Here is a 26821-nt window from a genome sequence, read left to right as displayed (position 1 = left end):
AACGGCCCGGATGCGGCCCGGAAACGACCCCAAGTGCCCCGATGGAGGTGCCCGTGCCCGCGCCCGGGTGGAGCTGGACCCGCTGGCCGTCCCGGGAGGGGCTGGAGCGCGAGGCCGAGAGCCCGGCGCGGCGCGCCCTCACGGCCATCGGCCGGATCGTGCTTCTCGTCACGCTCGTCCTGGGGACGTACTCCAACGGCAGGTACGACGGCTGGAGCGCCGTGGCGGCCGGGGGCGGGCTGGTCGCGTGCGTCGCCCAGGCGGCGGCCTTCCTGTGGACCAGCCGCGAACAGCGGCTGCGGCCCACCGTCGTCCTCTCCGCCTCGCTGATCGCCAGCGCCTGGCTGGCCAACTGGGGGCGGGCGTACCTGCTGGCCGACTTCGTCTGGTCCGGCCTGGCGGTCACCGCGCTGGTCCGGCTGCCGCCCGCCGTCGCACTGGTCACGGCCGTGGTCGCGCTCGTCTCGTACGCGGTGGCGAGCTGGGCGAGCTGGCTGAGCGTCCTGGCCACGGTCGGAGGGCTCACCCTGCTCGGCTACCTGCTGCGGCTGGACACCGAGGCGCGCGGCACCGCCCGCCGGCTCCTCACCCAGGAGCGCGCGGCCCGGGCCGCCGAGGCGGAGACCGCGGCGCTCGCCGAACGGGCCAGGATCGCCCGGGAGATCCACGACGTGCTCGCCCACAGCCTCTCCGCGCAGCTGGTCCACCTGGAGGCGGCCCGGCTGATGCTGGACGCCGGCACCGACCGGGCGCAGGTCCGCGAACGGGTCGTGGCCGCCCGGCGGATGGCGCAGGACGGGCTGGCCGAAACCCGGCAGGCACTCTCCGCGTTGCGGGGCGAGTTCACCCCGGTCGGGGAGTTCCTCGTGGAGCTGACGGGGCGTGAGCGGGCCGTCCTCTCGGTCATCGGCACGCCGCGTCCGCTCGCGGCCGAGGCAGGGCTCGCGGTGCGGCGCACGGCGCAGGAGGCGCTGACCAACGTGCGCAAGCACGCCTCCGGCGCACGCTGCACCGTCGAACTGCGCTACCTGCCGGAGGAGGTGGAGCTGGAGGTGCGCAACACCCGCCCGGCGCGCGGTGAGTCGGCCGGGGAGCTGGCGGCCAGCGGCAGCGGGTACGGTCTGCTGGGGATGCGCGAACGCGCGGAACTGCTCGGCGGCACCCTGCTGGCGGGCCCGGACGAGGGAGGATGGCGCGTGCTGCTGAGGGTGCCGGCGTGAGCCCGGTCCGCGTGGTCGTCGCGGACGACCAGACGGTGGTGCGCGAGGGCATCGTCATGCTGCTCGGGCTGCTGCCGGGGATCGAGGTGGTCGCCGCCGCCGCCGACGGCGAGGAGGCCGTCGCCCTGGTGGAGCGGCACCACCCCGACGTGGTCCTGATGGACCTGCGGATGCCCCGCTGCGACGGCGTCGAGGCGACCCGCCGGATCCGGTCCGCCCACCCGGAGACCGAGGTGGTGGTGCTCACCACCTACGCCGACGACGACTCGCTGTTCCCCGCGTTGCAGGCCGGGGCGCGCGGCTACCTGACCAAGGACGCCGGCGGCGAGGAGATCGCCCGGGCCATCACGGACGTCCGCTCGGGCGCGGCGGGGCTCTCACCGCAGGTGCAGCTGCGGCTGCTGGAACGCCTGGCGGACGCGGCCCCCACGGCCGGGCCCGCGCCGGCTGCTGCGCCCGGCACGAGTTCCTCCCCGGGCTCGTCCCCGCCCCGGCCCGCGCCGGGCCGGGCGGTGTCCTCGGCGGCGCCCACGGGCGAGCTGCCGGACGGGCTGACCGCCCGTGAGGCCGAGGTGCTGGCGCTGATCGCCGACGGGCTCTCCAACACCGAGATCGCCCGGCGGCTGTTCGTCAGCCCGGCCACGGTGAAGACCCACATCAACAACCTGTTCGCCAAGACCGCCGTCCGGGACAGGGCGCAGGCGGTCGCGTACGCCTTCCGACACGGGATCACCGGTACGCAGCAGTAGTCCGATGAGTGTCTGTCGGATCATCGATCACCTCATCGAGTGAACGTATCTGCAATGGGAGTTGGCGGGGTTTGCGGGCCTCCATGATGGTTTGGTCAGTACACCCCTCGGCTCAGGAGCAGTAGTGCCACAGCAGCAGACGAGCAGCCCCGGCCAGGGGCAGCGATTCGACTGGTGGGCCGCTCCCGCCGCCTCCGCCCCGCCCGGTCGGTCCGCCGAGGAGCCGCCCCCGGCGCCGACCCCGGTGCCGGTCACGGTGCCGTACACGGCGCCGGCGCAGGCGCGGCTCACGGCAGCGGCACCGGCCGAACCGTCGGTCCGGCCGCTCCGCGGTCACGCCGTGCCCCCGCAGGTACCCGCGCGGCTCGCCGCCCCGCCGGCCGTCGACAGCAGCACCGAGGTGTACCGCGCCGTCCAGGCCAGCGACGCCTTCCAGGACATCAAGCGCGGCTACCGGGCCTTCGTCTTCCCCGCCAGCGCCGCCTTCCTCGGCTGGTACCTGCTGTACGTCGCGGCCCAGGCCGGTGCGCCCGGCGTCATGCGCACCCGGATCGCCGGCCCGCTCAACGTGGCCTGGCTGCTGGGGCTGCTGCAGTTCGCCTCGACGTTCCTGCTCACGTGGTTCTACGCCCGCAACGCCCGCACCAAGCGGGACCGGGCCGCCCTGGAGCTCCGCTGGGACACCCAGGACCAGCTGCGATGAGGACCGCCACCCCGCCCCCCGTCGCCCCCACCGGGGACCACCACGACCTGGCCATCGTGCTCTTCGCCGTCATCGTCCTCGTCACCCTGGGCATCACCCTCTGGGTGGGCCGCCGGGGCAGCGCGGCCGAGGACTTCTACGCCGGCGGCCGCGACTTCACCCCGCTGCAGAACGGCTTCGCGCTCTCCGGGGACTACCTCTCCGCCGCCTCCTTCCTCGGCGTCGCCGGGCTGATCGCGCTCTACGGCTACGACGGCGTGCTCTACAGCATCGGCTTCCTGGTCGCCTGGCTGGTGGTCCTGATGCTGGTCGCCGAACTGGTCCGCAACGCCGGCCGGTACACCCTCGCCGACGTGCTGGCCCTGCGGCTGCGCCGCCGCAAGGTCCGGGCGGCCGCCGGCGGCGCCAGCATCGTCGTCACCCTGCTCTACCTGGTCGCCCAGATGGTCGGCGCGGGCAGCCTGGTCGCCCTGCTGCTCGGCACCAACAGCTCCGGGGCCCGGACCTGGACCATCGTCGCGGTCGGCGGGCTGATGATCGTCTACGTGACGATCGGCGGGATGCGGGCCACCACCTGGATCCAGATCGTCAAGGCCGTCCTGCTGGTGGCCGGCTCGGTGCTGCTCACCGTGCTGCTGATGGTCCGCTTCCACGGGGACGTCGCCGAGCTGATGCGCCAGGCCGCCCAGCACAGCGGCGCCGGACAGCGGTACCTGGAGCCGGGGCTCAAGTACGGCGGGAGCGTCACCAGCAGGCTGGACTTCTTCAGCCTCGGCCTGGCCCTGGTCCTGGGCACCGCCGGGCTGCCGCACATCCTCTCCCGCTTCTACACCGTGCCCACCGCACGGGCCGCCCGGCGCTCGACGATGTGGGCGATCGGGCTGGTCGGCGGCTTCTACCTGATGGCCATCGCGCTCGGTCTGGGCGCCACCGCCCTGGTCGGCTCGGCCGAGGTCCGGCACGCCAACCCGGCGGGGAACACCGCCGTCCCGCTGCTGGCCCTGGTCCTCGGCGGCGGCAACGGCTCCACCGGCGGGGTGGTGCTCTTCGCGCTGATCTCGGCGATCGCCTTCGCCACCATCCTCGCCGTGGTCGCCGGGCTGACGCTCGCCTCCTCGGCGGCGTTCGCCCACGACATCTGGGCGGGCGCCTGGCGCGGCCGTCCGCGCCGCCGCCGGGGCCGCCGGGCCGCCGTCCCGGCCTCCCGGCGGGCACGCGCGAGGGCGGCCGCCGGCGGACGGGCGGCCGGGGGGAGCGGTTCCGGTGAAACGGCCGCCCGGCTCTCCGAGCAGCAGGAGGTCGGCGTCGCGCGGATCGCCGCGGTGGGGATCGGGGCGGTCGCGATCGCGCTCAGCCTCTTCGCCCAGCAGCTGAACGTCGCCTTCCTGGTCGGCCTGGCCTTCGCCGTCGCCGCCTCGGCCAACCTGCCGGTGCTGCTGTACAGCCTGTTCTGGCGGCGGTTCACCCCGCGCGGTGCGGTCTGCTCGGTCTACGGCGGGCTCATCCCGGCGGTGGTGCTGGTGACCTTCTCGCCGGTGGTCTCCGGCAGCAAGGTGGCGCTCTTCCCGGGGATGGACTTCCACTGGTTCCCGCTGGAGAACCCGGGCATCGTCTCCATCCCGCTGGGCTTCCTGGCCGGCTGGATCGGCACGGTCACCTCGCCCGAGCCGGCCGACCCGGACCGCTACGCCGAGCTGGAGGTCCGCTCCCTCACCGGCGCCGGGGCGGCCTGAGCCGCACTCCTCCCGAACCCCGGCGGGCCTGGCACCCGCCGGGGTTCGGCACGTCCGGGCCCAGGCGCGGACCGGCCGGCACGTGGCTCAGGCGCGGACCGGCCGGCACGTGGTTCAGGTGCGGACCGCCAGCACGTAGCGGTGCTCGGGCCGCCCGGTGTCGCCGTAGCGCAGGGTCAGCCGCAGCCGGTTGTCGCGCTCCAACTGCTTGAGGTAGCGCTGCGCGGTGGAGCGGCTCAGCCCCGTGGCGTCCGCGACCTCCTGGGCGGAGAGCGGCCGGCCGGCCCGGCGCAGCACGCCGAGGACCAGGTCGGTGGTGGGCGCGGAGTGGCCCTTGGGCAGGGCGGCCGCCGGGGCCGCCGCGCTGCGCAGGGTAGCGAACAGCCGGTCCACCTCGTCCTGGCCGGCCTCACGGGCGGCGGGTCCGGCGAGCGCGTGCCGCAGCTGCGCGTAGGCGACCAGCTTCTCCCGCAGCCCGGCGAAGCTGAACGGTTTGACCAGGTACTGCAGGGCGCCGTGCTGCATCGCGGCGTGCACGGTGGACACGTCCCGGGCGGCGGTCACCATCATCACGTCGCAGGTGACGTCGCGCTCGCGCAGCCGGCGGACCAGGGCGAGACCGGTCTCGTCCGGGAGGTGGTGGTCGAGCAGCAGCAGGTCGACCGGGCGGCGTTCCAGCGCGGCCAGCGCCTCGGCGGCCGAGTGCACGGTGCCGGTGACCCGGAAGCCGGGCACCTTGGCCACGTACGCGGCGTGCACGTCGGCGACCCGGAAGTCGTCGTCCACCACGAGTACGTCGATCATCACGCCTCCACGAGCGGTGCGGTGAGCTGGTCCCCCGGGTGCGGCACGTCGGCGGTGTACAGGGCTCCCTCGGGCAGGGAACCGGCGGGCGGGGCCCCTGCGGGCGGGGCGGCGTCGCACAGGCCCACGGCGCACGGGCCCCCGTCGTGCAGGGCGTCGTCGTACGGGCCCCCGTCGTGCAGGGCCTCGGGCAGCTCGACGGTGAACCGGGCGCCCCCGAGCGGGCCGCCGTCCAGCACGATCCGGCCGCCGGTCGGTTCGACCAGCCGCCGCACCATCGCCAGCCCCAGCCCGCGCGGCCGGTGCGCGGGCGCGTCCTTGCTGCTCCACCCCTCCTCGAAGACCCGCTCGCGCAGCTCCTCCGGCACGCCCGGGCCGCTGTCCGCGACCTCGATCAGCAGGGTGGAGCCGGCCGCGGCCAGGGTCACCGCCACCCGGCCGCCCCCGCCCGGCGCCAGCGCGTCCACGGCGTTGTCGATCAGGTTGCCGAGCACGGTGACCAGCGTCCGGGCGTCCACCACCGCGTCCGGCAGGTGCGCCGCCGGGGCGACCACCAGCCGGACGCCCCGCTCGCCGGCCACCGCCGTCTTGCCGGCCAGCAGCGCGGCGACGTGCGGGTCCTGCACCTGCTCGGCGATCCGCGCCGCGACCGCGGCGTGCGAACCCGACTGCTCGGAGATGAACGCCACCGCCTGCTCGTGCCGGCCGAGCTCCAGCAGCCCCAGCAGGGTGTGCATCCGGTTGGCGTGCTCGTGGTCCTGCGCCCGCAGCGCCTCGGTGAGGCTGCGGGTGGTGTCCAGCTCGCGGACCAGCGACTCCAGCTCCGTCCGGTCGCGCAGCGTCACGACCGCGCCGCCCTCGGCCGTCGCCATCCGGTTCACCACCAGCACCCGGTCGTCGCGGACGGCCGGCAGGTCGGCGCCGGTGATCCGGCCGGCCAGCACGTCGGCCAGCCGGCCGGGCGGCAGGACCTCGTCGATCGGCCGCCCGGCGCAGCCCGCGGGCAGGCCCAGCAACCGGACCGCCTCGTCGTTGGCCAGCCGGATCCGGCCGCGCTCGTCCAGTGCCACCATGCCCTCGCGGATGCCGTGCAGCATCGCCTCGCGCTCCACCAGCAGCGCCGAGATGTCGGCCACCGCGATGTTGTGGGTGCGCCGCTTCAGCCGGCGGGCCAGCGCCAGGGTGGCGACGGTGCCTGCGGCCAGGCCGGCGCCCGCGCAGAGCAGGATGCCGGTGAGCATCTTCAGCAGCCGCCGCCGGATCGAGTCGTCGCTGATCCCGACCGACACCTCACCGACGATCCGCCCGCCGGCGATCCGCAGCGGCACCTTCCCGCGCGCGGTGCGGCCCAGGGTGCCCTCCTGGATGGCGGTGACGCTGCGGCCGCCGAGCGCCGGCTCCGGGTCGGTGGAGACCCGTTGGCCGATCCGGTCGGGGTCGGTGTGCGAGAGCCGGATCCCGTCCAGGTCGGTGACCACGACGAAGCTGGCGCCGGTGGCCAGCCGGATCTGCTCGGCGTTGCGCTGCGCCGTCGCGGAGTCGCGGGCCTCGGCGGCCCGGGCGATCACCTCGTCACTGGCGGTGGCCTGGGCGATCGAGAGCGCGCGCTGCATCGCGTCGTGGTCCAGCTCGGAGCTGACCGGCGCGAGGAACAGGCCTGCGGTGACGACGGTGACGCCGACGGTGACCACGGTCTGGCTCAGCAGCAGCTGGGCGAAGACCCGGCGGGGCCAGCGGGGGTGCTTCATCCGGGCCTCCTCTCGGCGGGCTCGCGGGCGGGCGTACGGGCGGGGCGTGGTGCTACGGGTGCCCGCCTCCGGCCCGGCGGGCGGTCGGGCGGGGCGGTCGGGCCGGGCGGGGGTCCTCCATCGGCCGGGCGGGTGCCCCTCGGTCCGGGCGGTCGGGTGGTCGGCACACCCTATGTTTCCGACGTGTTTCTGTCAGCCGCGTCCCCGCTGTTGTAGCGGAAGCAAAACGAGCAGAACAGCCCTCAACGCGGAGAACCCGCAGTACGCCGAGAAGCCTCCCGCCGTCGCCCCGGTCGCTCCTAGCCTCCCGGAGCAAGCAGAGACCCGGGAGGTCCCATGAGCAAAACCCCCGCGACAAGCCGGGTACCGGATCCGGTCGCAGCCCCGGCGGCTGCCCCGGCGATCGAGCTGACCGGCGCGACCAAGCGGTTCCGCACTCCGTCCGGCACCCTGCACACCGCCGTCCGCGACCTCGACCTGACCGTGGCGGAGGGCGAGTTCGTCGCCGTCGTCGGCCCCACCGGCTGCGGCAAGTCCACCACGCTGACACTGGTCAGCGGTCTGGAGGAGCCCACCGAGGGCGACGTCCGGGTGTACGGCGCGCCGGTCGACGGGATCAACCCGCAGGTCGGCTTCGTCTTCCAGCAGGACGCCGTCTTCCCCTGGCGCACCGTCCTGTCCAACGTCATGGCCGGCCCGCGCTTCCGCGGCGTCCCGGCCGCCGAGGCCCGGGAGCGGGCCCGCGACTGGCTGAACCGGGTCGGCCTCGGCGCCTTCGAGGACCGCTACCCGCACCAGCTCTCCGGAGGCATGCGCAAGCGCGTCGCGCTCGCCCAGACCTTCGTCAACGACCCGCGGATCCTGCTGATGGACGAGCCCTTCTCGGCGCTGGACGTGCAGACCCGCGCGCTGATGTCCGACCAGTTGCTGGAGCTGTGGGCCGGTACCGGGTCCTCGGTGGTCTTCGTCACCCACGACCTGGACGAGGCGATCGCGCTGGCCGACCGGGTCGTCGTGATGACGGCCGGCCCGGCCACCGTCAAGGAGGTCTTCACCGTCGACCTGCCGCGCCCGCGCACCGTGGAGGCCGTCCGGCTGGAGCCGAGGTTCGTCGAGCTCTACCGCGAGATCTGGGCCTCGCTCGGCGAAGAGGTGCGCATCACCCGTGAGAGAGGAGCGGGTCGTGCCGCTTGAGACCGTGGTCGCCGCCGAGCCGGCGGCCGTCCCCACCACCAGGACCGAGGCCCGCGAACGAGCCGCCCGCAACCGGAGGCTGGGGGTGTACGGGGCCCGGGTCGCGGTGCTCGTCGCCTTCCTCGGGCTCTGGGAGGTGTGCGCCCGCACCGAAGTGATCGACCCGTTCAACTTCTCCCAGCCGTCGAGGATCTGGGCGCAGATCTGGCAGTGGACCACTCACGGCACCGCTCAGGGCTCGCTCGGCGAGCAGATCGGCTACACCCTCTACGAGGCCCTCACCGGCTGGGTGATCGGCGTCACCGGCGGCGTGCTGCTGGGCATCGCGCTCGGCCGGATCCGCTTCCTGGCCGACGTGTTCGGGCCCTACATCAAGGTGCTGAACGCCATCCCGCGCATCGTGCTGGCCCCGATCTTCCTGATCTGGTTCGGCCTCGGCCCGGCCTCCAAGGTGGCCTCCGCGGTGGTCCTGGTGTTCTTCCCGGTCTTCTTCAACGCCTTCCAGGGCGCCCGCGAGGTGGACCGCAACCTCGTCGCCAACGCCCGCATCCTGGGTGCCGACAACCGCAGGGTCACCCTCCAGGTGGTCATCCCCGCCGCCACCACCTGGATCTTCACCAGCCTCCACGTGAGCTTCGGGTTCGCTCTGATCGGGGCCATCGTCGGCGAGTACATCGGCGCCACCAAGGGCCTCGGCCTGCTCGTCGCCGCCGCCCAGGGCACCTTCAACGCGGCCGGCGTGTACGCGGCCATGACCATCCTGGCGGTGGTCGCGCTGCTCACCGAGGGGGTGCTGACCTTCGCCGAGAAGAAACTCTTCCGCTGGAAGCCCGCCGACTCCGGCGACGGCCGCTGACCCCCGGTTCCCGCCCGTTCCCGCCGTCCCCCTCGGCTCCGCCCGTTCCCGCCGTCCCCCTCGGCTCCGCCCCTTCCCGCCGTCTCCCTCGGCTCCGCCCCTTCCCGCCGTCCCCCTCGGCTTCCGCCCGTTCCCGCCGTCCCGCAGTCCGTAGAGAGGCACCCCCACCCATGCGCCCGAACCCGACCGGCAGAGTCGCCGCAGCCGCCCTCGCCGCCGTCCTGCTCCTCCCGCTCGCCGCCTGTGCCAACGACGCCGCCTCCACCTCCCACAACGGCGCGGCCCCGGCCGGCCAGCAGGTCGACGGGCCCAAGGTCAAGATCATGGTCGGCGGCCTGGACAAGGTCATCTACATGCCCGCCATGCTCACCCAGCGCCTGGGCTTCTTCGCCGAGGCCGGCGTCAACGTCGAGCTGATGAGCGAACCGGCCGGCGTCAACGCCACCACCGCCCTGCTCGCCGGCGACGTCCAGGGCGCGGTCGGCTTCTACGACCACACCATCGACCTCCAGGCCAAGGGCAAGAACGTCGAGTCGGTGGTCCAGTTCTCCCAGGCCCCCGGCGAGGTCGAGATCGTCTCCGCCAAGCAGGCCGACGCCATCAAGTCCGGCGCGGACTTCAAGGGCAGGAAGCTCGGCGTCACCAGCATCGGCTCCTCCACCGACTTCCTCACCAAGTACCTCGCCGTCAAGAACGGCACCGCGGTGGCCGACTTCAGCCCGATCGCGGTCGGCGCCGGCCAGACCTTCATCGCCGCGCTCCAACAGGGCTCCATCGACGCCGGCATGACCACCGACCCCACCGTCGCCAACATCCTCGACAAGGGCCTCGGCAAGATCCTCTACGACATGCGCACCCCCGAGGGCTCGCGCGCCGCACTCGGCGGGCTCTACCCCTCGTCCTCGCTCTACATGAACACCGACTGGGTGGAGAAGAACAAGGACACCACCCAGAAGCTCGCCAACGCCTTCGTGAAGACCCTCAAGTGGATGTCCACCCACAGCCCCGAGGAGATCGCCGCGAAGATGCCCGCCGACTACGCACAGGGCGGTGCCGAGCAGTACGCGGCCGCGATCAAGGCGACCCTGCCGATGTTCACCACCGACGGCGTGATGCCCGCCGACGGCCCCAGGACCGTCCTCGCCGTCCTCGCCGCCTTCCATCCGGACGTCAAGGGCAAGGAGGGCACCATCGACCTCGCCCGCACCTACACCACCGAGTTCGTCGGCAAGGCCGCCACCGGCTGAACCCGCGCCGACGGTCCCGCGCCCACCCCCACGGGCGCGGGGCCGTCACACCTCCCGCAGGGCCGTCACGGTCATCCGGGACGGCGTGCCCGCAGCCTTGCCGCAGCTCTCGGGGCGGGGCGGCTCACTCGCGCCCTCGGCGACCTCGACCTCCCAGACGCGGCCGTCCTCGTGGCGCACCGTCACCAGCCAGCGGCCCTCACCGGCCGACCGCTGCGCCAGCGTCAGCGCGTCCACCCCGGTCTCCCCGACGGCCAGCCGGACCGCGTGGTCGGCCGCCTGGCCCGGGCGCTCCCAACCCGAGCAGCCGCGCGACCACTCGGGCACCATGTGCCCGGCCGCCGTCGCCGCCAGGACCTCCTTCGCGGACTCCGCCGTCAGCCGGCCGTACGCGTAGCCGTACGGCAGCACCAGCATGGTGGGGGAGAAGCGGTGCCCGCCCAGGTGCGTCACCTCCCACACCTCGCTGTGCCCGGCCACCGCCAGCTCGGCCGCCAACGGCCGGCCCAGCAGCGCACAGCAGCGGTCCCGCCGGCCGTTGGTGCACACCAGGGCCACCGGCCCGCCGACGTGCTCCGCACCGAACCCGCCGTGCTCCCCGGCGCCCAGCGCCGCGAAGTTCAGGGCCAGCAACTCCGCCGGATCCGCCACCCCGGCCCGCCGCACCCAGCCCCGCCCCGGCACGGTGTGCGCCACGATCACCTCGTGGCGCGCGGCCGGCAGACAGTCGGCATGCCGCCCCGGCCGCCGGATCAGCGCCACCCGCACACCGGTCCCCGCCGCGGCCGCCTCCAGCGCCCGCCCGACCGCCGTGTCCAGGTGGCTCTCCGCCAGCGCCTTGGCCCCCCACGGCCCGCTCTGCTCGACCAGCAGCCAGGTCGTGGCGGTCGCCGCCGTGGCGGCCAACGGCTCCGACAGTTCACGCGACAACGTCGCACAAGTGCTCACGCAGGCAAGGCTACCCGTACCGAAATGACCATGGCGGGACACCGAGAGGTGCCCCGCCACGAGTCCGATCCGCCCGCCGGCGCCGCTACGCCGGTCCCGCCACCACCGCGATGGGCGTCGTCACCGGAGTCCCCGAGCCGTCGCGACGCGGGTCGCGCTCCGGGAGGTCGACCGGCGCACCCTTCGCGGTCGCCGCCCGGGCCGGCGACGGGCCGGCCCACGCGAAGGTGAGCGACTCCTCGCCCCGCAGGAAGCGCTGGCAGCGGACTCCACCGGTCGCGCGGCCCTTGCGCGGGTACTGCTCGAACGGGGTGACCTTCCAGGAGCTCTGCTCCTCACCGGTCAGCGTGCCCGCGGCACCAGCCACCGAGACCACCACCGCGTCGGCCGCCGGGTCCACCGCCGTGAACGACAGCACCCGGGCGCCGTCCGACAGCTTGATGCCGGCCATGCCGCCCGCCGGACGGCCCTGCGGACGGACCTGGCCCGCCGGGTAGCGCAGCAACTGGGCGTCGGAGGCGATGAAGACCAAGTCCTCATCGCCGGTGCGCAGTTCGACCGCGCCGACCACCTCGTCACCGTCCTTGAGGGCGATCACCTCGAACTCGTCCTTGTTGGCCGGCCACTCGGGCACCACCCGCTTGACGACACCCTGCACCGTCCCCAGCGCCAGACCCGGCGAGGACTCGTCCAGCGTCGTCAGCGCCAGCACCCGCTCACCCGCCTCCAGGCGCAGGAACTCGCCCACCGCCGCGCCGCCCGCCAACGTCGGCGACGGCGTCGGAGGCAGCGCCGGCAGGTCGATCACCGGCAGCCGCAGCACCCGGCCCGCCGACGTCACCACACCCACGTCCGCGCGCGCCGTCGCCGGCACCGCCGACACGATCACGTCGTGCTTCGACCGCTTCTCCGACAGCTCGAACGGCTCGCCGTCCGCCGTCCGCGCCAGCAGACCCGTCGACGAGAGCAGCACCCGGCACGGATCGTCCGCCACCTCCAACGGCACCGCCAGCGACGCCGACGGCACCGCACCCGCCTCCAGCAGCACCGTCCGCCGCTCGGTGCCGAACTGCTTGCCCACCGCGGCCAGCTCCGCCGACACCACACTGCGCAGCCGCGCGTCCGACTCCAGGATCTCCGTCAGCTCGGCGATCTCCGAGTTGAGCTTCGCCTGCTCCTGCTCCAGCTCCACCCGGTCGAACCGGGTCAGCCGGCGCAGCGGAGTGTCCAGGATGTACGCCGTCTGGGTCTCCGACAGCGAGAAGCGCTCCATCAGGCGCTCCTTCGCCTGCGCCGCATTGTCGCTCGACCGGATGATCGCGATGACCTCGTCGATGTCGACCAGCGCCACCAGCAGACCCTCGACCAGGTGCAGCCGCTCCTGCCGCTTGCGGCGCCGGAAGTCGCTGCGCCGGCGGACCACCTCGAAGCGGTGGTCGACGTAGACCTCCAGCAGCTCCCGCAGCCCCAGCGTCAGCGGCTGGCCGTCCACCAGCGCCACGTTGTTGATGCCGAAGGTCTCCTCCATCGGCGTCAGCTTGTAGAGCTGCTCCAGCAGCGCCTCCGGCACGAAGCCGTTCTTCACCTCGATCACCAGCCGCAGCCCGTGCTCGCGGTCGGTGAGGTCCTTGACGTCCGCGATGCCCTGCAGCTTCTTCGCGTTGACCAGGTCCTTGATCTTCGAGATCACCTTCTCCGGGCCGACGTTGTACGGCAGCTCGGTGACCACGATGCCCTTGCGGCGGGCGGAGACCGCCTCGATCGTCGTGGTGGCGCGGATCTTGAAGGTGCCGCGGCCCGACTCGTACGCGTCCCGGATGCCCGAGAGGCCGACGATCCGCCCACCCGTCGGGAGGTCCGGACCGGGGACGAACCGCATCAGCGTGTCCAGGTCCGCGTTCGGGTGCTTGATCAGGTGCCGGGCCGCCGCCACCACCTCGGACAGGTTGTGCGGCGGCATGTTCGTCGCCATGCCGACCGCGATGCCCGTCGCACCGTTCACCAACAGGTTCGGGAAGGCGGCCGGAAGCGCCAGCGGCTCCTGCTCACTGCCGTCGTAGTTCGGCCCGAAGTCGACGGTGTCCTCGTGGATCGACTCCACCATCGCCATCGACGCCGCCGTCAACCGCGACTCCGTGTACCGCATCGCGGCCGGCGGGTCGTCGTTGCCCAGCGAACCGAAGTTCCCGTGCCCGTCGATCAGCGGCAACCGCATCGAGAACGGCTGCGCCATGCGCACCACGGAGTCGTAGATCGACGCGTCGCCGTGCGGGTGCAACCGGCCCATCACCTCGCCGACCAGGCGCGCGCACTTCACGTGCCCCCGCTCCGGCCGCAGGCCCATCTCGTTGGCCTGGTACAGGATCCGCCGGTGCACCGGCTTCAGACCGTCCCGCGCGTCGGGCAGCGCACGCGAGTAGATCACCGAGTAGGCGTACTCCAGGAAGGAGCCCTGCATCTCGTCCACGACGTCGACATCGAGGATGCGCTCCTCGAAATCTCCGGGCGGTGGGGTCTGCGAACTGCGGCGGGCCATCGCGGCGGGGCTCCCTTGCATCTGTCTGACACGTCTGTCTGCTTCGGATCACGGCTCAGCGCCCCCATTGTGGACCCTTCCACCGACACTCCCGGCCAGCGCCCCTCTTCCGCCCCTGGCGAACGCCCCGTCCGCGCGGACACATCCACGCCCTTCGCGCGTTGCACCACAATGGGGACGCCACACGAAGCCCCCGACATCGACGACGGGAAGGACCCGAGCGCATGGCCAACCCGGCCCCCGCATCCGCCTCCACCGGAGGAACTGGCGCTGCCATCGCCATCACCGAGCACCGCCTGGCCAACGGCCTGCGCGTCGTCCTCTCCGAGGACCACCTCACCCCGGTCGCAGCCGTCTGCCTCTGGTACGACGTGGGCTCCCGCCACGAGGTGAAGGGCCGCACCGGACTGGCGCACCTCTTCGAGCACCTGATGTTCCAGGGTTCCGCGAACGTCTCCAACAACGGCCACTTCGAACTGGTCCAGGGCGCCGGCGGCTCCCTGAACGGCACCACCAGCTTCGAGCGGACCAACTACTTCGAGACCATGCCCGCCCACCAGCTGGAGCTCGCCCTCTGGCTGGAGGCCGACCGGATGGGCTCCCTCCTCGCCGCCCTCGACGACACCTCGATGGAGAACCAGCGCGACGTCGTCAAGAACGAGCGCCGCCAGCGCTACGACAACGTCCCCTACGGCACCGCCTTCGAGAAGCTCACCGCGCTCTCCTTCCCCGACGGCCACCCGTACCACCACACCCCCATCGGCTCCATGGCCGACCTGGACGCCGCCACGCTGGAGGACGCCCGCACGTTCTTCCGCACCTACTACGCGCCCAACAACGCCGTCCTCTCCGTCGTGGGCGACATCGACCCCGAGCAGACCATCGCCTGGGTCGAGAAGTACTTCGGCAGCATCCCCGCGCACGACGGCAAGCAGCCGCCGCGCGACGGCACCCTCCCCGACACCATCGGCCGCGAACTGCGCGAGGACATCCGCGAGGACGTCCCCTCCCGCGCCCTGATGGCCGCCTACCGCCTCCCGCACGACGGCACCCGCGAGGCCGACGCCGCCGACCTCGCCCTCACCATCCTCGGCAGCGGCGAATCCAGCCGCCTCTACAACCGGCTCGTCCGGCGCGACCGCACCGCCGTCGCCGCCGGCTTCGGCCTGCTCCGCCTCGCCGGCGCCCCCAGCCTCGGCTGGCTCGACATCAAGACCTCCGGCGACGCCACCATCGAGCAGGTCGAGACCGCCGTCGACGAGGAGCTCGCACGCTTCGCCGCCGAAGGCCCCACCGCCGCCGAACTGGAGCGCGCCCAGGCCCAGATCGAGCGCGAATGGCTCGACCGGCTCACCACGGTCGCCGGCCGCGCCGACGAACTCTGCCGCTACGCCGTCCTGTTCGGCGACCCCAAGCTGCTCGGCGGCGCCCTGACCAAGGTGCTCGACGTCACCGCCGAGGAGGTCCAGGCGATCGCCCAGGCCCGCCTCCACCCGCAGAACCGGGCCGTCCTCGTCTACGAGCCCACCACGGCCGACGACGCCGACGACACCGGCACCGACGCCGACCAGACCGCCACCGACGCGACCGAAGAGGAGGGCGCTGCCGCATGAGCACGGACTACGTCCCCGCCATGACGTTCCACCCCCAGCCCGAGCCCGGCACCCCCAGCCCGTGGGCCTTCCCCGCCCCCGAGCGCGCCGCCCTCGGCAACGGCATCACCGTCCTGCACTGCGACCGCCCCGGCCAGCAGCTCGTCGCCGTCGACATCCTCCTCGACGCCCCGCTCGCCGCCGAGCCCGACGGCCTCGACGGCGTCGCCGGCATCCTCGCCCGCGCCCTCAGCGAGGGCACCGAGACCCTCACCGCCGAGGAGTTCGCCGCCGAGCTGGAGCGCGCGGGCGCCACCCTCGACGCCCACGCCGACCACCCCTGCATCCGGGTCTCCCTCGAAGTCCCCGCCAGCCGGCTCCAGCGCGGCCTCGGCCTCCTCGCCGACGCCCTGCGCGCGCCCGCCCTCCCCGAGGACGAGATCGAGCGCCTCGTCGCCAACCGGCTCGACGAGATCGTCCACGAGCAGGCCAACCCCGCCCGCCGGGCCGCCAAGGCCCTCTACGCCGAGCTCTTCGACGGCGCCGACCGGCTCTCCCGCGCCCGCGGCGGCACCGCCGACACCGTCAAGTCCATCGACCGGGCCGCGGTCAAGGCGTTCTACGACGCCCACATCCGGCCCGCCACCACCACCGTCGTCGTGGTCGGCGACCTCACCGGCACCGACCTGCCCGCCCTGCTCGAAGCCACCCTCGGCACCTGGACCGGCACCGACGCGGCGGCGAGCACGCACGCCCGCGTCACCGCCGACGACACCGGCCGCGTCGTCATCGTCGACCGCCCCGGCTCCGTCCAGACCCAGCTGCTCATTGGCCGCATCGGCCCCGACCGGCACGACCCGGCCTGGGCCGCCCAGATCCTCGGCACCTACTGCCTCGGCGGCACCCTCACCTCCCGCCTCGACCGCGTCCTGCGGGAGGAGAAGGGCTACACCTACGGCGTCCGGGCCTTCGCCCAGCCGCTGCGCTCCCCCGCCGACGGCACCGGCCGCGCGCTGCTCGCGATCAGCGGCTCGGTGGACACCGCCTCCACCGCCCCGGCGCTCGCCGACACCTGGACCATCCTGCGCACCCTCGCCGCCGAGGGCCTCACCGACGCCGAGCGCGACGACGCCGTGCAGTTCCTGGTCGGCGTGGCCCCGCTGAAGTACGAGACCGCGGGCTCGGTCGCCGGCACCCTGGCCGACCAGGTCGAGCAGCACCTGCCCGACGACTACCAGGCCGAGGTCTACCGGCAGCTCGCCGTGCTCCCCACGGCCGCCGCCACCGAGGCCGTGGTCGCCGCCTTCCCGCCGGACCGCCTGGTCACCGTCCTGGTGGGCGACGCCGCCGCGTTCGCCGACGACGTGCGCGCGCTCGGCATCGGCGAGGTCACCGTGATCACCGCCTGATACGGCCGAGAGGCCTGACAGGTCCGAGAGGTCCGGGAGGCCCGAGAGGCCTGGCAGGCCCGGGAGGCCTGAACCGCCTTACGGGCAGGGCCCGGTGGAGCACTCCGCTCCGCCGGGCCCGCCGCGTTTTAAATCCCTTGCGGGGCGTGATCGCCCTGTGGGTAGATATCCCCCGGCAGCCGGTACACACACGGAGAGGAGGCGGTCACCATGCGGGTCGAGCCGACCATACAGCGCTCCCCAAGGCCGTCCTCCCGATGCCCCTACGCGGCCTGAGCACCGCGCACCCCTGATCTTCCCCGAGCCGCACCGGGATCGTTCGCGCGGCACCCACCTAGGCTTGAACCAACCGACCTTTGGAGGTCGTTCAACCATGTCGTACACCGAGGTACCCGGCATCCGGGTCCCGATCCGGATGTGGACCGACCCGGCCACCGTCGAGGGCCAGGCCATGCAGCAGCTGCGCAACATCAGCTCGCTGCCCTGGCTGCACGGCCTCGCCGTGATGCCCGACGTCCACCTGGGCAAGGGCGCGACGGTCGGCTCCGTGATCGCGATGCGCGGCGCCGTCTGCCCGGCGGCGGTCGGCGTGGACATCGGATGCGGAATGAGCGCGGTGAAGACGTCCCTCACCGCCAAGGACCTCCCCGACGACCTCTCCCGCCTCCGCTCCAAGATCGAGCAGGCCATCCCGGTCGGCCGCGGCCTCCACACCGACCCGGTCGACCCGCGCAAGCTCCACGGCTTCGCGACGACGGGGTGGGACGACTTCTGGGGGCGCTTCGACGGGGTCGCGCACGAGGTGAAGTGGCGGCGCGAGCGGGCGGCGCAGCAGATGGCGACCCTTGGCGGAGGAAATCACTTCATCGAACTGTGTGTTGATGACACCGGCGCTGTCTGGCTGATGCTGCACTCGGGTTCACGGAACATCGGCAAGGAGCTGGCGGAGCATCACATGGGCGTGGCCCGCTCGCTGCCGCACAACCAGGGGCTCGTCGACAACGATCTCGCGGTGTTCATCGCGGACACCCCGCAGATGGCCGCCTACCGGCAGGACCTCTTCTGGGCACAGGAGTACGCCAAGAAGAACCGGGCCCTGATGATGGCGCTCTTCCAGGACGTCGTGCGCCGCGAGTTCGCCAAGGCGAAGGTCGCCTTCGACGAGGTGATCAGCTGCCACCACAACTACGTGGCGGAGGAGCAGTACGACGGTGTCGACCTGCTCGTGACCCGCAAGGGCGCGATCAGGGCCGGCTCCGGCGACTACGGGATCATCCCCGGCTCGATGGGGACGGGTTCGTACATCGTCCGCGGCCTCGGAAACGAGGCGGCGTTCAACTCGGCCTCGCACGGCGCCGGCCGCAAGATGAGCCGCAACGCGGCGAAGAAGCGCTTCACCACGCGTGACCTGGCCGAGCAGACCAGGGGCGTGGAGTGCCGCAAGGACAGCGGCGTCGTGGACGAGATCCCGGGCGCCTACAAGTCCATCGAGAAGGTCATCGAGCAGCAGAAGGACCTCGTCGAGATCGTGGCGCACCTGAAGCAGGTCGTCTGCGTCAAGGGCTGAAATCAGGCGGGGCCCCGTGGATTCGGGGCCCCGCCCACCAGCTGTTCGAGGTAGAAGAAGGTCATGCCGCGAGCATGTGCGATCGGCCGCCGACGGGGGCCGATCGCCGACGGGTTCGCCCCGTGGTGTGGACGCGATCGAATGTGCGAACAAAAGCGCCCGGCAGTGCCGATGCACTGCCGGGCGCTTTGCGTCTGAGCGATTCGGGCGGACTGGCCTCAGGCGGCGGCCGGGAGCTCGTCGAGGCCTTCCGCGACCAGCTTGGCGAGGCGGTCCAGGGCCTCGTCGGCGCCCTCGGCGTCGGAGGCGAGGACGACCTCCTCGCCGCCCTGGGCGCCGAGGCCGAGCAGGCCGAGCATCGAGGCGGCGTTGACCGGCCGGCCGCCGGGCTTGGCGATGGTGATCGGCACGCCGGTGGCCGTGACGGCCCTGACGAAGACGGAGGCGGGACGGGCGTGCAGGCCCTCGGCCCAACCGATGGTGACGCGGCGCTCAGCCATGAGACGTGCCTTTCCGGTGAAGCTGGTCACGGCCGTGCTCGGGGTGGCGGCCATGTTGTCTAGACCAGTGTTGCACGCAGGCGGCCCCTCCGAGACGCCGCGTTCAGGAGTTGTGATTGTTTCTTTCGGGGGCATAAGCCCCGGCCAGCGGCCCTGTCGAGCCCTGCCCACCCTGCCCCGGCCGCACGCCCGGCGCCATTCGGCCCGCTGCCGGATAACCTGACGAATGTGGACGACTCCGCGGCACCGCACCCCGAGCTGGACCCGCAGCACGGCACGACGCACGACCCCGGGCAGGGCACGGCGCACAGCACGGCGTACCGCGCGAAACAGGGGGCGAAGCCCGCCTCGGCGCAGCACCCCGAGCAGGAGGGGCCGGACTACCCGCAGCACTGGGAGGCCGACATCCTGCTGCGTGACGGCGGCACGGCCCGGATCCGGCCGATCACGCCCGCGGACGCCGGCCGGCTGGTCGAGTTCTACGAGCAGGTGTCCGACCAGTCCAAGTACTTCCGCTTCTTCGCGCCCTACCCGCGGCTCTCCGACAAGGACGTCCGCCGCTTCACCCACCATGACTTCGTCAACCGGGTCGGTCTGGCCGTGGTGATCCGGGACCGCTTCATCGCGACCGTCCGCTACGACCGGATCGACGCCGACGGCCGCCCGTCGGACACCGGCACGGATGCCGAGGTGGCGTTCCTGGTGCAGGACGCCCACCAGGGCCGCGGGGTGGCCTCCGCGCTGCTGGAGCACATCGCGGCGGTCGCGCAGGAGCGCGGCATCCGCCGCTTCCAGGCCGAGGTGCTGCCGGAGAACCGCAAGATGGTGAAGGTCTTCACCGACGCGGGGTACACCCAGCACCGCAGCTTCGCCGACGGGGTCGTCCACCTGGAGTTCGACCTGGAGCCGACCGCCGCCTCGCTCGCGGTGATGCGGGCGCGCGAGCACCGCGCCGAGGCGAGGTCCGTGCAGCGGCTGCTGACCCCGCGCTCGGTCGCGGTGCTCGGCGTCTCGCGCAACCCGCAGACGGTCGGCCGGGCGATCCTGCGGGACCTGCTCGGCGGTTTCGAGGCCGGGGACGACGACCGCCGCGTCTACGCGGTGAACCGCAACGCCCCGCCCGGTACCGAGCTGGACGGCGTCCCGGTGCACCGTTCGATCCTGGAGATCCCGGGGCCGGTGGACCTCGCGGTGGTCGCCGTCCCGGCCTCCGCCGTCCCCGCCGCGGTCGCCGAGTGCGGCGCGCACGGTGTGCAGGGCCTGGTGGTGGTCACCGCCGGGTACGCGGAGACCGGGCCGGAGGGCCGGGACCGCCAGCGCGCCCTGGTCAGCCAGGCGCGGGCGGCCGGCATGCGGGTGATCGGCCCGAACGCCTTCGGTCTGATCAACACCGACGCCGGGCGGCCGTTGAACGCCTCCCTCGCGCCCGTCCTGCCGCAGCGCGGCGGCTTCGGCATCTTCTGCCAGTCCGGCGCGATCGGCGTGGCCCTGCTGGAGGCGGCCCACCGCCGGGGACTCGGCGTCTCGTCCTTCGCCTCGGTCGGCAACCGCTCGGACGTCTCCGGCAACGACTTCCTCCAGTACTGGGCGGAGGATCCGGCGACCGAGGTGGTGCTGCTCTACCTGGAGTCCTTCGGCAACCCCCGCAAGTTCACCCGGATCGCCCGCCGGCTGGCGGCGGCCAAGCCGATCGTGGTGGTGAAGGGCGCCCGGCACACCGGCAGCCTGCCGCCGGGCCACGCCGTCCCGGCCACCGCGACCGGGCTGCGCGACGCCACCGTGGACGCGCTGTTCCAGCAGGCCGGAGTGACCCGGGTGGAGACCATCACGGAGCTGTACGACACGGGGGAGCTGCTCGCCCTGCAGCCGCTGCCGTCCGGGGACCGGGTGGCGGTGGTCGGCAACTCGGACTCGCTCGGCCTGCTCACCCACGACGCGTGCCTGAGCGCCGGGCTGCGCCCCCGCACCCCGGTGGACCTGACCACGGCCGCCACCGGTGAGAACTTCCGGATCGCGCTGGACGTGGCGCTGGACGATCCGGGGGTGGACGCGGTGATCGCCGTCGCGATCCCTCCGATCGGCACCTCGGCCCACGCGTTCATGGGCGGCCGGCTGACCGGACCGGACGATCCGGAGATGGGCTCCGACGACCCGGAGATCGCCGATGCGCTGCTCGAAGCGGGGGAGCGGGCCCGGGAGTTGGGCAAGCCGCTGGTGCTGGCCCACCTGGCGCTGACCGATCTGCCGAGCAGGCTGCGCCCGGGTGGCATCCCCGCCTATCCGGCGCCCGAGCGGGCCGTCCGCGCCCTCGCGCACGCCGTCCACTACGCGCAGTGGCGCCGTGGGATGGCCGAGGCGGAGGAGACCGCCCGCGTTCCCGAGCTGGACCGGATCGACGAGGCGGGCGCCCGGGCCCTGGTCGAGGCGGCGCTCTCCACCCGGGCCGCGGCCCGCCCGTCGCCCACCACCACCCTTGATCGTGGCGCTACGCGCCGAAGCTTCTTCGCCCGCACCCAGCCGGGGGGAGCGCGGATCACCCTGCCGGACGCGGACGCCGCCGCGCTGCTCGCCCGCTACGGCATCGACGTGTCGCCGACCCTGCCGGCCCCCGACGAGGAGACCGCCGTCCGGGCCGCCGCCTCGCTCGGCTACCCGGTCGCGCTGAAGGCCACCGCCCCCCATCTGCGCCACCGCCCCGATCTCGGCAGCGTCCGGCTGGACCTCACCGGGGAGCCGGGGCTGCGCCGCGCCCACCGCGAGCTGGACGCGCTGCTCGGCGGGGCCGCCCAGGCCGAGCTGGTGGTCCAGCGGCTGGCCCCGCGCGGTGTGGACACCGTGATCGGCGCCACGGTCGACCCGGCGGTCGGTGCGATCCTCTCCTTCGGCCTGGCGGGCGCCCCGGCCGAGCTGCTCGGTGACGTGGCCCACCGGCTGGTCCCGGCCACCGACCAGGACGTCGCGGGGCTGATCCGGGAGGTCCGGGCGTCGCCGCTGCTGTTCGGCTGGCGCGGCGCGGAGGCGGTGGACACCGACGCGCTGGAGGAGGTGCTGCTGCGGGTGTCGCGCCTGGTGGACGACCTCCCGGAGGTCGCCTCGGTGGATCTCGAACCCGTGGTCGTGGCCCCGCACGGGCTGGCGATCCTGGGGGCGCGAGTGCGGATCGCACCCCTGCCCATCCGCAGCGATCTGGGCCCGCGCGCCATGAGCACGCTGTAACCTTCCTTGGTTGCGCCCTGCCCGTGGGCGCTGTTGTCCGGAAGCTCGGCGCCGCGCCGCCCGCTTCGTCGGCGGACCATGCCAGGATGGAGTTATGGCGAAGACCGGTACCACCACCACTCAGGACCTGCGCTCGGCGATCGAGCGCAGCGGCTACTACCCGGCCCTGGTGTCCGAGGCGGTCGAGTCCGCGGTGGGCCCGGAGCCGATCAGCTCCTACCTGGTGCACCAGGAGACCACCTTCGACGCCAACGAGGTCCGCCGGCACGTGACCGTGCTGGTGCTGACCCCGACCCGGTTCGTGGTGAGCCACACCGACGAGCAGTCCGGCGACGGTGCCGGCCCGGCCGTGCCGTACGCGACGACGTCGACCGAGAGCGTCCGGCTGGACCGGATCGGTTCGGTCGTGGTGAGCCGGATGGTCGCCAACCCGGAGACGTACACCCCGGGAACGCTGCCGCGCGAGGTCGTGCTGACGATCGGCTGGGGTGCGGTGCAGCGCCTGGACCTGGAGCCGGCCGGCTGCTCGGACCCGAACTGTGAGGCGGACCACGGCTACACCGGTTCGGCCACCGCTGACGACCTGTCACTGCGGGTCAGCGAGGCCGGCGACGGGCCGGAGACGGTGGCCCAGGCGCTGGTGTTCGCCCGGGCGCTGTCCGACGCGACGATCAGCAACGGCCCGCGGGTCTGAGCCCGGGGCCGGACCGGCCCCAGGACAGCCCCCGGCCGGACGGCCACCGGCCGCACAGCCCCACCGGCCCGACCCCGACCGGATCCCGGCCGGACCGCCCCGCAGCGGTCCGAGCGGCCCGGCCCGGACCGACCAGCCACGACCGACCAGCCCCGGACGGACCGGCCACGGACCGACCAGCCCCACGGACCGACCCGCACCGACGCCCGCCCGGACGCCGCACCCGCGGCCTGCCCGTGGCGCACCGGACAGCCAGGAAGCCAGCCCCTCAGCCATGTCCTTCGCACCCGACGGCCACGACGCCTTCGAGATCCTCGACCCCGCCACCGCCCCGGCGCCCCCGTACGGCAGCGGCTCGCTCTGCGACCTGCTGCCCTCGGTGGCGGCCGGCCTCGGTGTGCCCGGGTTCACCGCGACGCTGCCGATCGCGCCCGCCGACCGGGTGGTGGTGTTCCTGGTCGACGGTCTCGGCTGGGAGCTGCTGCTCCGCCACCCCGAGTACGCGCCCTTCCTCTCCTCGCTGGTCGGCAGCTCACTCGGCGGCACCGGCCGCCCGCTGACCGCCGGCTTCCCGTCCACCACGGCCACCTCGCTGGCGTCGGTGGGCACCGGGACCCCGCCGGGCCTGCACGGCCTGGCCGGCTACACGGTGGCGGTGCCGGGGGCCGGCTACCTGATGAACCAGCTGCGCTGGCAGCCGCACACCGATCCGGGGCGCTGGCAGCCGTACCCGACGGTGTTCGAGCGGACCGAGGCCGCCGGGGTGGCGACCGCGCAGGTCTCCTCGCCGCTGTTCGCCCAGACCCCGTTGACCCGGGTGGCACTCTCCGGCGGCACCTTCCTCGGCCGCACCACCGGCGAGGAGCGGATGGACCAGACCGCCGCCTGGCTGGCCGAGCACGACCGCGCCCTCGTCTACACCTACGTCAGCGAGCTGGACGGCGCCGGGCACCGGTTCGGGGTCGACTCCGACGAGTGGCGGATGACGTTGGACGCGGTGGACCGCCTGGCCCGGAGGCTGGCCCGGCAGCTGCCGCCGCGCTCGGCGATGTACGTCACCGCCGACCACGGCATGATCGACATCGCCCCCGAGGACCGGATCGACTTCGACGAGGACTGGGAGCTCGGCGCCGGCGTCGCGCTGCTCGGCGGCGAGGGCCGGGCCCGGCACGTGTACGCCGTGCCGGGGGCCGCCGCCGACGTCCACACGGTCTGGAGCGAGGTGCTCGGCGACCGGATGTGGGTGGCCACCCGGGACGAGGCGATCGCCGCGGGCTGGTTCGGGCCCACGGTGGACGACCGGGTCTACCACCGGATCGGCGACGTGGTCGCCGCGGCCCGCGACGACGTCGCCGTGATCGCCTCCCGCAACGAGCCCGGCGAGTCCGCGATGATCGGCCTGCACGGCTCGATGACCCCGGTCGAGCAGTTCGTCCCCCTGCTCGAAGTCCGCGCGTGAACCCCCGGCTCCGCGTGAACTCCTCCTCCCTGAAAGGCCTCTGCTCCACCCATGGCTGAACTGGTGTTCTTCTCGGGCACGATGGACTGCGGGAAGTCGACGCTCGCGCTCCAGATGGACCACAACCACGCCGCCCGCGGCCGGCAGGGGATCATCCTCACCCGCAACGACCGGGCCGGCGCGGCCACCATCTCCAGCCGGCTGGGCCTGCAGGCGGAGGCGGTCGAGGTGACCGACGACTTCGACTTCCACGCCCACGTCGTGCACCGGCTCTCGGCCGGCGGCCGGGTGGACTACCTGATCTGCGACGAGGCCCAGTTCTTCGCCGCCGAGCAGGTCGACCAGCTGGCCCGGGTCGTCGACGAACTCGGCATCGACGTCTTCACCTTCGGCATCACCACCGACTTCCGGACCAGGCTCTTCCCCGGTTCGCAGCGGCTGATCGAACTGGCCGACCGGGTCGAGGTGCTCCAGGTCGAGGCGCTCTGCTGGTGCGGGGCGCGCGCCACCCACAATGCCCGGACGGTGGGCGGCGTCATGGTGGTCGAGGGTGCGCAGGTCGTGATCGGCGACATCACGGTGCGCGAGGACGAGGTCGGCTACGAGGTGCTCTGCCGCCGCCACCACCGCCGCCGGCTGACCGCCGCGACCGCCCGCGCCTCGGTGCTCTCCCCGGACGTGCTGCCCTTCGAGGAGCAGCAGGCCTGACGACGCCCGCCCGGGAACCCGCCCCCGGTGGCGACGCCACGGGCGCCCGACCCCCGGTGACGACGCCCTACGCGCCCGTCTCCAGGACGGAGAAGTGCCCGCCCTGCGGGTCGGCCAGCCGGGCCACCCGGCCGCGTCCGGTCGCGTGCGGTTCGACCAGCACCCGGGCGCCCAGCTCGACCGCCCGACGGGACGTCAGCACGGCGTCCCGGACGGCGAAGTGGACCCGCCAGCGCGGCGGGTGCCCGCGCAGTGCCGCGCCGGAGCGGATGCCCGCCACCGGCAGGTCGTCCACCACCAGCGCGGACCCGTCCCCGGCCGGCGCCACCGGCCGCCCCAGCACCGCGCCGTAGAAGGACGCCGCGCCCTCCTCGTCGGGGGTGAGCAGTTCCGCCCAGGCGGGGCCTCCCGGCTCGGGGCCCGCCTCCCGGCCCGGGTGCTCCTCGCCCTGCCAGAGGCCGAAGACGGCGCCGGACACGTCGGCCACGATCGCCAGCCGCCCGGCCCGCTCGGCCTGCAGCGGGCCGACCGCCACCGTGCCGCCGCACTCGCGCACCAGCTGGGTCGTCGCGTCGGCACTGTCCACCGCGAAGTAGGTGGTCCACTGCACCGGGAAGCCCGTCGCCGCGGAGACGCCGAGGCCGGCGACCGGCTCGCCGCCCGACTCGGCCCGCACGTAGGCACCGAGCTGGGTGGGGCCCGGCGTGTACGACCAGCCGAGCAGCCCGCCGTAGAAGGCGCGGGCGCCGGCCAGGTCGTCGGTCATCAGGCTGACCCAGCACGGTGTGCCCTGGGCCAGCCGGAGTTTCACCGCGGGCATGCGGGCCTCCTCACGGGGCGGACGGCGCACGAGCTGCGCACGTGAGGGTGATGGTTCCACCCTGGCGCGCGCCGAACCCCCGGGCCGCGCGGAAATTCCGGCAAAGACCGCACAAAGAGCGTCGAGTTGGCGGCCCTGCGCGAGAATGACCGCCATGACGACCTATCACGACGGCTCCCCGCTGGTCTCGGTGGCCGGCCTCCAGGAGGCGCTCGCCTCGGATTTCCCGCCCGTCCTGCTCGACGTGCGCTGGCAGCTCGGCGGCCCGCCCGGGATCGAGGACTACACGGCCGGCCACCTGCCCGGCGCCCACTTCGTCGCCCTGGACGCCGACCTCGCCGCACCGGCCGGACCGCCCGGCCGCGGCGGCCGCCACCCGCTGCCCGGCGTCGAGGAGTTGGGCGCCGCGCTGCGCCGTTTCGGAGTCCGTGCCGACCGCCCGGTGGTGGTGTACGACGGCGCCACCTCGCTGGCCGCCGCCCGGGCCTGGTGGCTGCTGCGCTGGGCGGGCCACCCGGACGTGCGGGTGCTCGACGGCGGGTTCGCGGCCTGGCAGGCCGCCGGGCTGCCGGTGACGGCCGAACTGCCGGAGACGGAGGAGGGCGACTTCAAGCCCGTGCCGGGCCACCTGCCGACGGTGGACGGTGACGGCGCGGCGGCCTGGGCCCGGACCGGCCTGCTGCTGGACGCCCGGGCCGGGGAGCGCTACCGCGGCGAGACCGAGCCGATCGACCCGCGGGCCGGTCACATCCCGGGGGCGGTTTCGGCGCCGACCACCGAGAACGTGGGCCCGGACGGGCGGTTCCGGCCGGCCGCGGAACTCGCCGAGCGGTTCCGTGCGCTGGGCGCGGGCGAGCGGGAGACCGCCGTGTACTGCGGTTCGGGTGTGACGGCGGCGCACCAGATCCTCGCGCTGGAGGTGGCGGGCCTGCCGGCCACGCTGTACCCGGGGTCGTGGAGCGAGTGGTCGAGCGACGGGACCCGCCCGGTGGCGGTCACCGACCAGCCGGGCTGAGCGGGTGGCACGCGGCCGGAGGCACGACGGCGGTGGCGCCGCACCGGGGGCACGCCCCTGACGGCACACGGCGGGTGACGCGCGGCCGGTGACACGACGAAGG

The 26821-nt window shown here is 73.8% G+C and carries 21 protein-coding genes; 15 read left to right on the top strand and 6 right to left on the bottom strand.

The genetic code is table 11. The features are described from left to right. Positions 1-53 precede the first annotated feature (53 nt). From J5Y04_RS29155 to J5Y04_RS29140, 4 genes are all read left to right on the top strand, one after another. The gene (locus J5Y04_RS29155; RefSeq protein ID WP_307853355.1) at positions 54-1220 is read left to right on the top strand and encodes a histidine kinase; all 1167 of its coding nucleotides are present in this window, start codon (positions 54-56) and stop codon (positions 1218-1220) included. Then, complete coding sequence (locus tag J5Y04_RS29150; protein WP_209415397.1) at positions 1190-1969, top strand: response regulator transcription factor; 780 nt, start codon at positions 1190-1192, stop codon at positions 1967-1969. Before J5Y04_RS29155 ends, J5Y04_RS29150 begins: the two co-directional genes overlap by 31 nt. Before the next feature lie 124 nt (positions 1970-2093). After that, positions 2094-2672, top strand: coding sequence for a DUF485 domain-containing protein (locus J5Y04_RS43675; RefSeq protein ID WP_307853354.1), 579 nt, complete (start codon positions 2094-2096; stop codon positions 2670-2672). After that, complete coding sequence (locus J5Y04_RS29140) at positions 2669-4405, top strand: cation acetate symporter (RefSeq protein ID WP_209415396.1); 1737 nt, start codon at positions 2669-2671, stop codon at positions 4403-4405. The genes J5Y04_RS43675 and J5Y04_RS29140 overlap by 4 nt, the downstream gene beginning before the upstream one ends. Positions 4406-4519: 114 nt before the next feature. On the opposite strand, the gene J5Y04_RS29135 is transcribed toward J5Y04_RS29140, so the two are convergent. Continuing rightward, complete coding sequence (locus J5Y04_RS29135; protein WP_209415395.1) at positions 4520-5209, bottom strand: response regulator; 690 nt, start codon at positions 5207-5209, stop codon at positions 4520-4522. Continuing rightward, on the bottom strand, positions 5209-6957 hold the full coding sequence (locus J5Y04_RS29130; RefSeq protein WP_209415394.1) for a sensor histidine kinase: 1749 nt from the start codon (positions 6955-6957) through the stop codon (positions 5209-5211). The genes J5Y04_RS29135 and J5Y04_RS29130 overlap by 1 nt, the downstream gene beginning before the upstream one ends. A 336-nt stretch (positions 6958-7293) precedes the next feature. Between J5Y04_RS29130 and J5Y04_RS29125 the strand changes: the two genes are divergently transcribed. From J5Y04_RS29125 to J5Y04_RS29115, 3 genes are all read left to right on the top strand, one after another. Continuing rightward, positions 7294-8151: an ABC transporter ATP-binding protein gene (locus J5Y04_RS29125; RefSeq protein WP_209415393.1), complete on the top strand. Its 858-nt coding sequence runs from the start codon at positions 7294-7296 to the stop codon at positions 8149-8151. Beyond that, complete coding sequence (locus J5Y04_RS29120) at positions 8141-9007, top strand: ABC transporter permease (protein ID WP_209415392.1); 867 nt, start codon at positions 8141-8143, stop codon at positions 9005-9007. The genes J5Y04_RS29125 and J5Y04_RS29120 overlap by 11 nt, the downstream gene beginning before the upstream one ends. Before the next feature lie 170 nt (positions 9008-9177). Then, the gene (locus J5Y04_RS29115) at positions 9178-10254 is read left to right on the top strand and encodes an ABC transporter substrate-binding protein (RefSeq protein WP_209415391.1); all 1077 of its coding nucleotides are present in this window, start codon (positions 9178-9180) and stop codon (positions 10252-10254) included. Between the two features lie 45 nt (positions 10255-10299). Here the strand turns inward: J5Y04_RS29115 and J5Y04_RS29110 are convergent, their stop codons facing one another. Then, positions 10300-11202, bottom strand: coding sequence for a sucrase ferredoxin (locus J5Y04_RS29110; RefSeq protein ID WP_209415390.1), 903 nt, complete (start codon positions 11200-11202; stop codon positions 10300-10302). An 85-nt stretch (positions 11203-11287) separates the two neighbouring features. Then, positions 11288-13738 (bottom strand): DNA topoisomerase (ATP-hydrolyzing) subunit A, encoded by a 2451-nt coding sequence (locus J5Y04_RS29105; protein WP_209415389.1) that lies wholly within the window; start codon positions 13736-13738, stop codon positions 11288-11290. 224 nt (positions 13739-13962) lie between these two features. Here J5Y04_RS29105 and J5Y04_RS29100 point away from each other — a divergent pair, with 224 nt between their 5' ends. The 3 genes from J5Y04_RS29100 (at position 13963) to J5Y04_RS29090 (ending at position 18306) form a co-directional block, all read left to right on the top strand. Next, positions 13963-15351, top strand: coding sequence for a pitrilysin family protein (locus tag J5Y04_RS29100; protein ID WP_209415388.1), 1389 nt, complete (start codon positions 13963-13965; stop codon positions 15349-15351). 20 nt (positions 15352-15371) lie between these two features. Further along, positions 15372-16739, top strand: coding sequence for a pitrilysin family protein (locus tag J5Y04_RS29095; RefSeq protein WP_209415460.1), 1368 nt, complete (start codon positions 15372-15374; stop codon positions 16737-16739). A 373-nt stretch (positions 16740-17112) separates the two neighbouring features. Then, complete coding sequence (locus tag J5Y04_RS29090) at positions 17113-18306, top strand: RtcB family protein (RefSeq protein WP_209415387.1); 1194 nt, start codon at positions 17113-17115, stop codon at positions 18304-18306. Positions 18307-18524: 218 nt separating this feature from the next. Here J5Y04_RS29090 and J5Y04_RS29085 read toward each other — a convergent pair whose 3' ends face one another. Beyond that, positions 18525-18806 (bottom strand): HPr family phosphocarrier protein, encoded by a 282-nt coding sequence (locus J5Y04_RS29085; protein ID WP_209415386.1) that lies wholly within the window; start codon positions 18804-18806, stop codon positions 18525-18527. A 405-nt stretch (positions 18807-19211) separates the two neighbouring features. Here J5Y04_RS29085 and J5Y04_RS29080 point away from each other — a divergent pair, with 405 nt between their 5' ends. From J5Y04_RS29080 to J5Y04_RS29065, 4 genes are all read left to right on the top strand, one after another. Next, on the top strand, positions 19212-22022 hold the full coding sequence (locus J5Y04_RS29080) for a GNAT family N-acetyltransferase (protein ID WP_307853365.1): 2811 nt from the start codon (positions 19212-19214) through the stop codon (positions 22020-22022). Positions 22023-22116: 94 nt separating this feature from the next. Continuing rightward, positions 22117-22716: a DUF5998 family protein gene (locus J5Y04_RS29075; RefSeq protein WP_148642670.1), complete on the top strand. Its 600-nt coding sequence runs from the start codon at positions 22117-22119 to the stop codon at positions 22714-22716. A 274-nt stretch (positions 22717-22990) separates the two neighbouring features. Next, on the top strand, positions 22991-24175 hold the full coding sequence (locus tag J5Y04_RS29070) for an alkaline phosphatase family protein (protein WP_209415385.1): 1185 nt from the start codon (positions 22991-22993) through the stop codon (positions 24173-24175). A 51-nt stretch (positions 24176-24226) separates the two neighbouring features. Next, on the top strand, positions 24227-24883 hold the full coding sequence (locus J5Y04_RS29065) for a thymidine kinase (RefSeq protein WP_209415384.1): 657 nt from the start codon (positions 24227-24229) through the stop codon (positions 24881-24883). Between the two features lie 67 nt (positions 24884-24950). Here the strand turns inward: J5Y04_RS29065 and J5Y04_RS29060 are convergent, their stop codons facing one another. After that, positions 24951-25703, bottom strand: a complete 753-nt coding sequence (locus J5Y04_RS29060) for a VOC family protein (RefSeq protein WP_209415383.1) — start codon at positions 25701-25703, stop codon at positions 24951-24953. 154 nt (positions 25704-25857) lie between these two features. On the opposite strand from J5Y04_RS29060, the gene J5Y04_RS29055 reads away from it, so the two are divergent. After that, entirely contained in the window at positions 25858-26718 is an 861-nt protein-coding gene (locus J5Y04_RS29055; protein WP_209415382.1) for a sulfurtransferase, read from the top strand. Positions 26719-26821 lie beyond the last annotated feature (103 nt).

It is taken from the genome of Kitasatospora sp. RG8 (genome assembly GCF_017813315.1).
Lineage (GTDB): Bacteria > Actinomycetota > Actinomycetes > Streptomycetales > Streptomycetaceae > Kitasatospora.
This window is presented reverse-complemented; position numbering and strand designations above follow the sequence as displayed.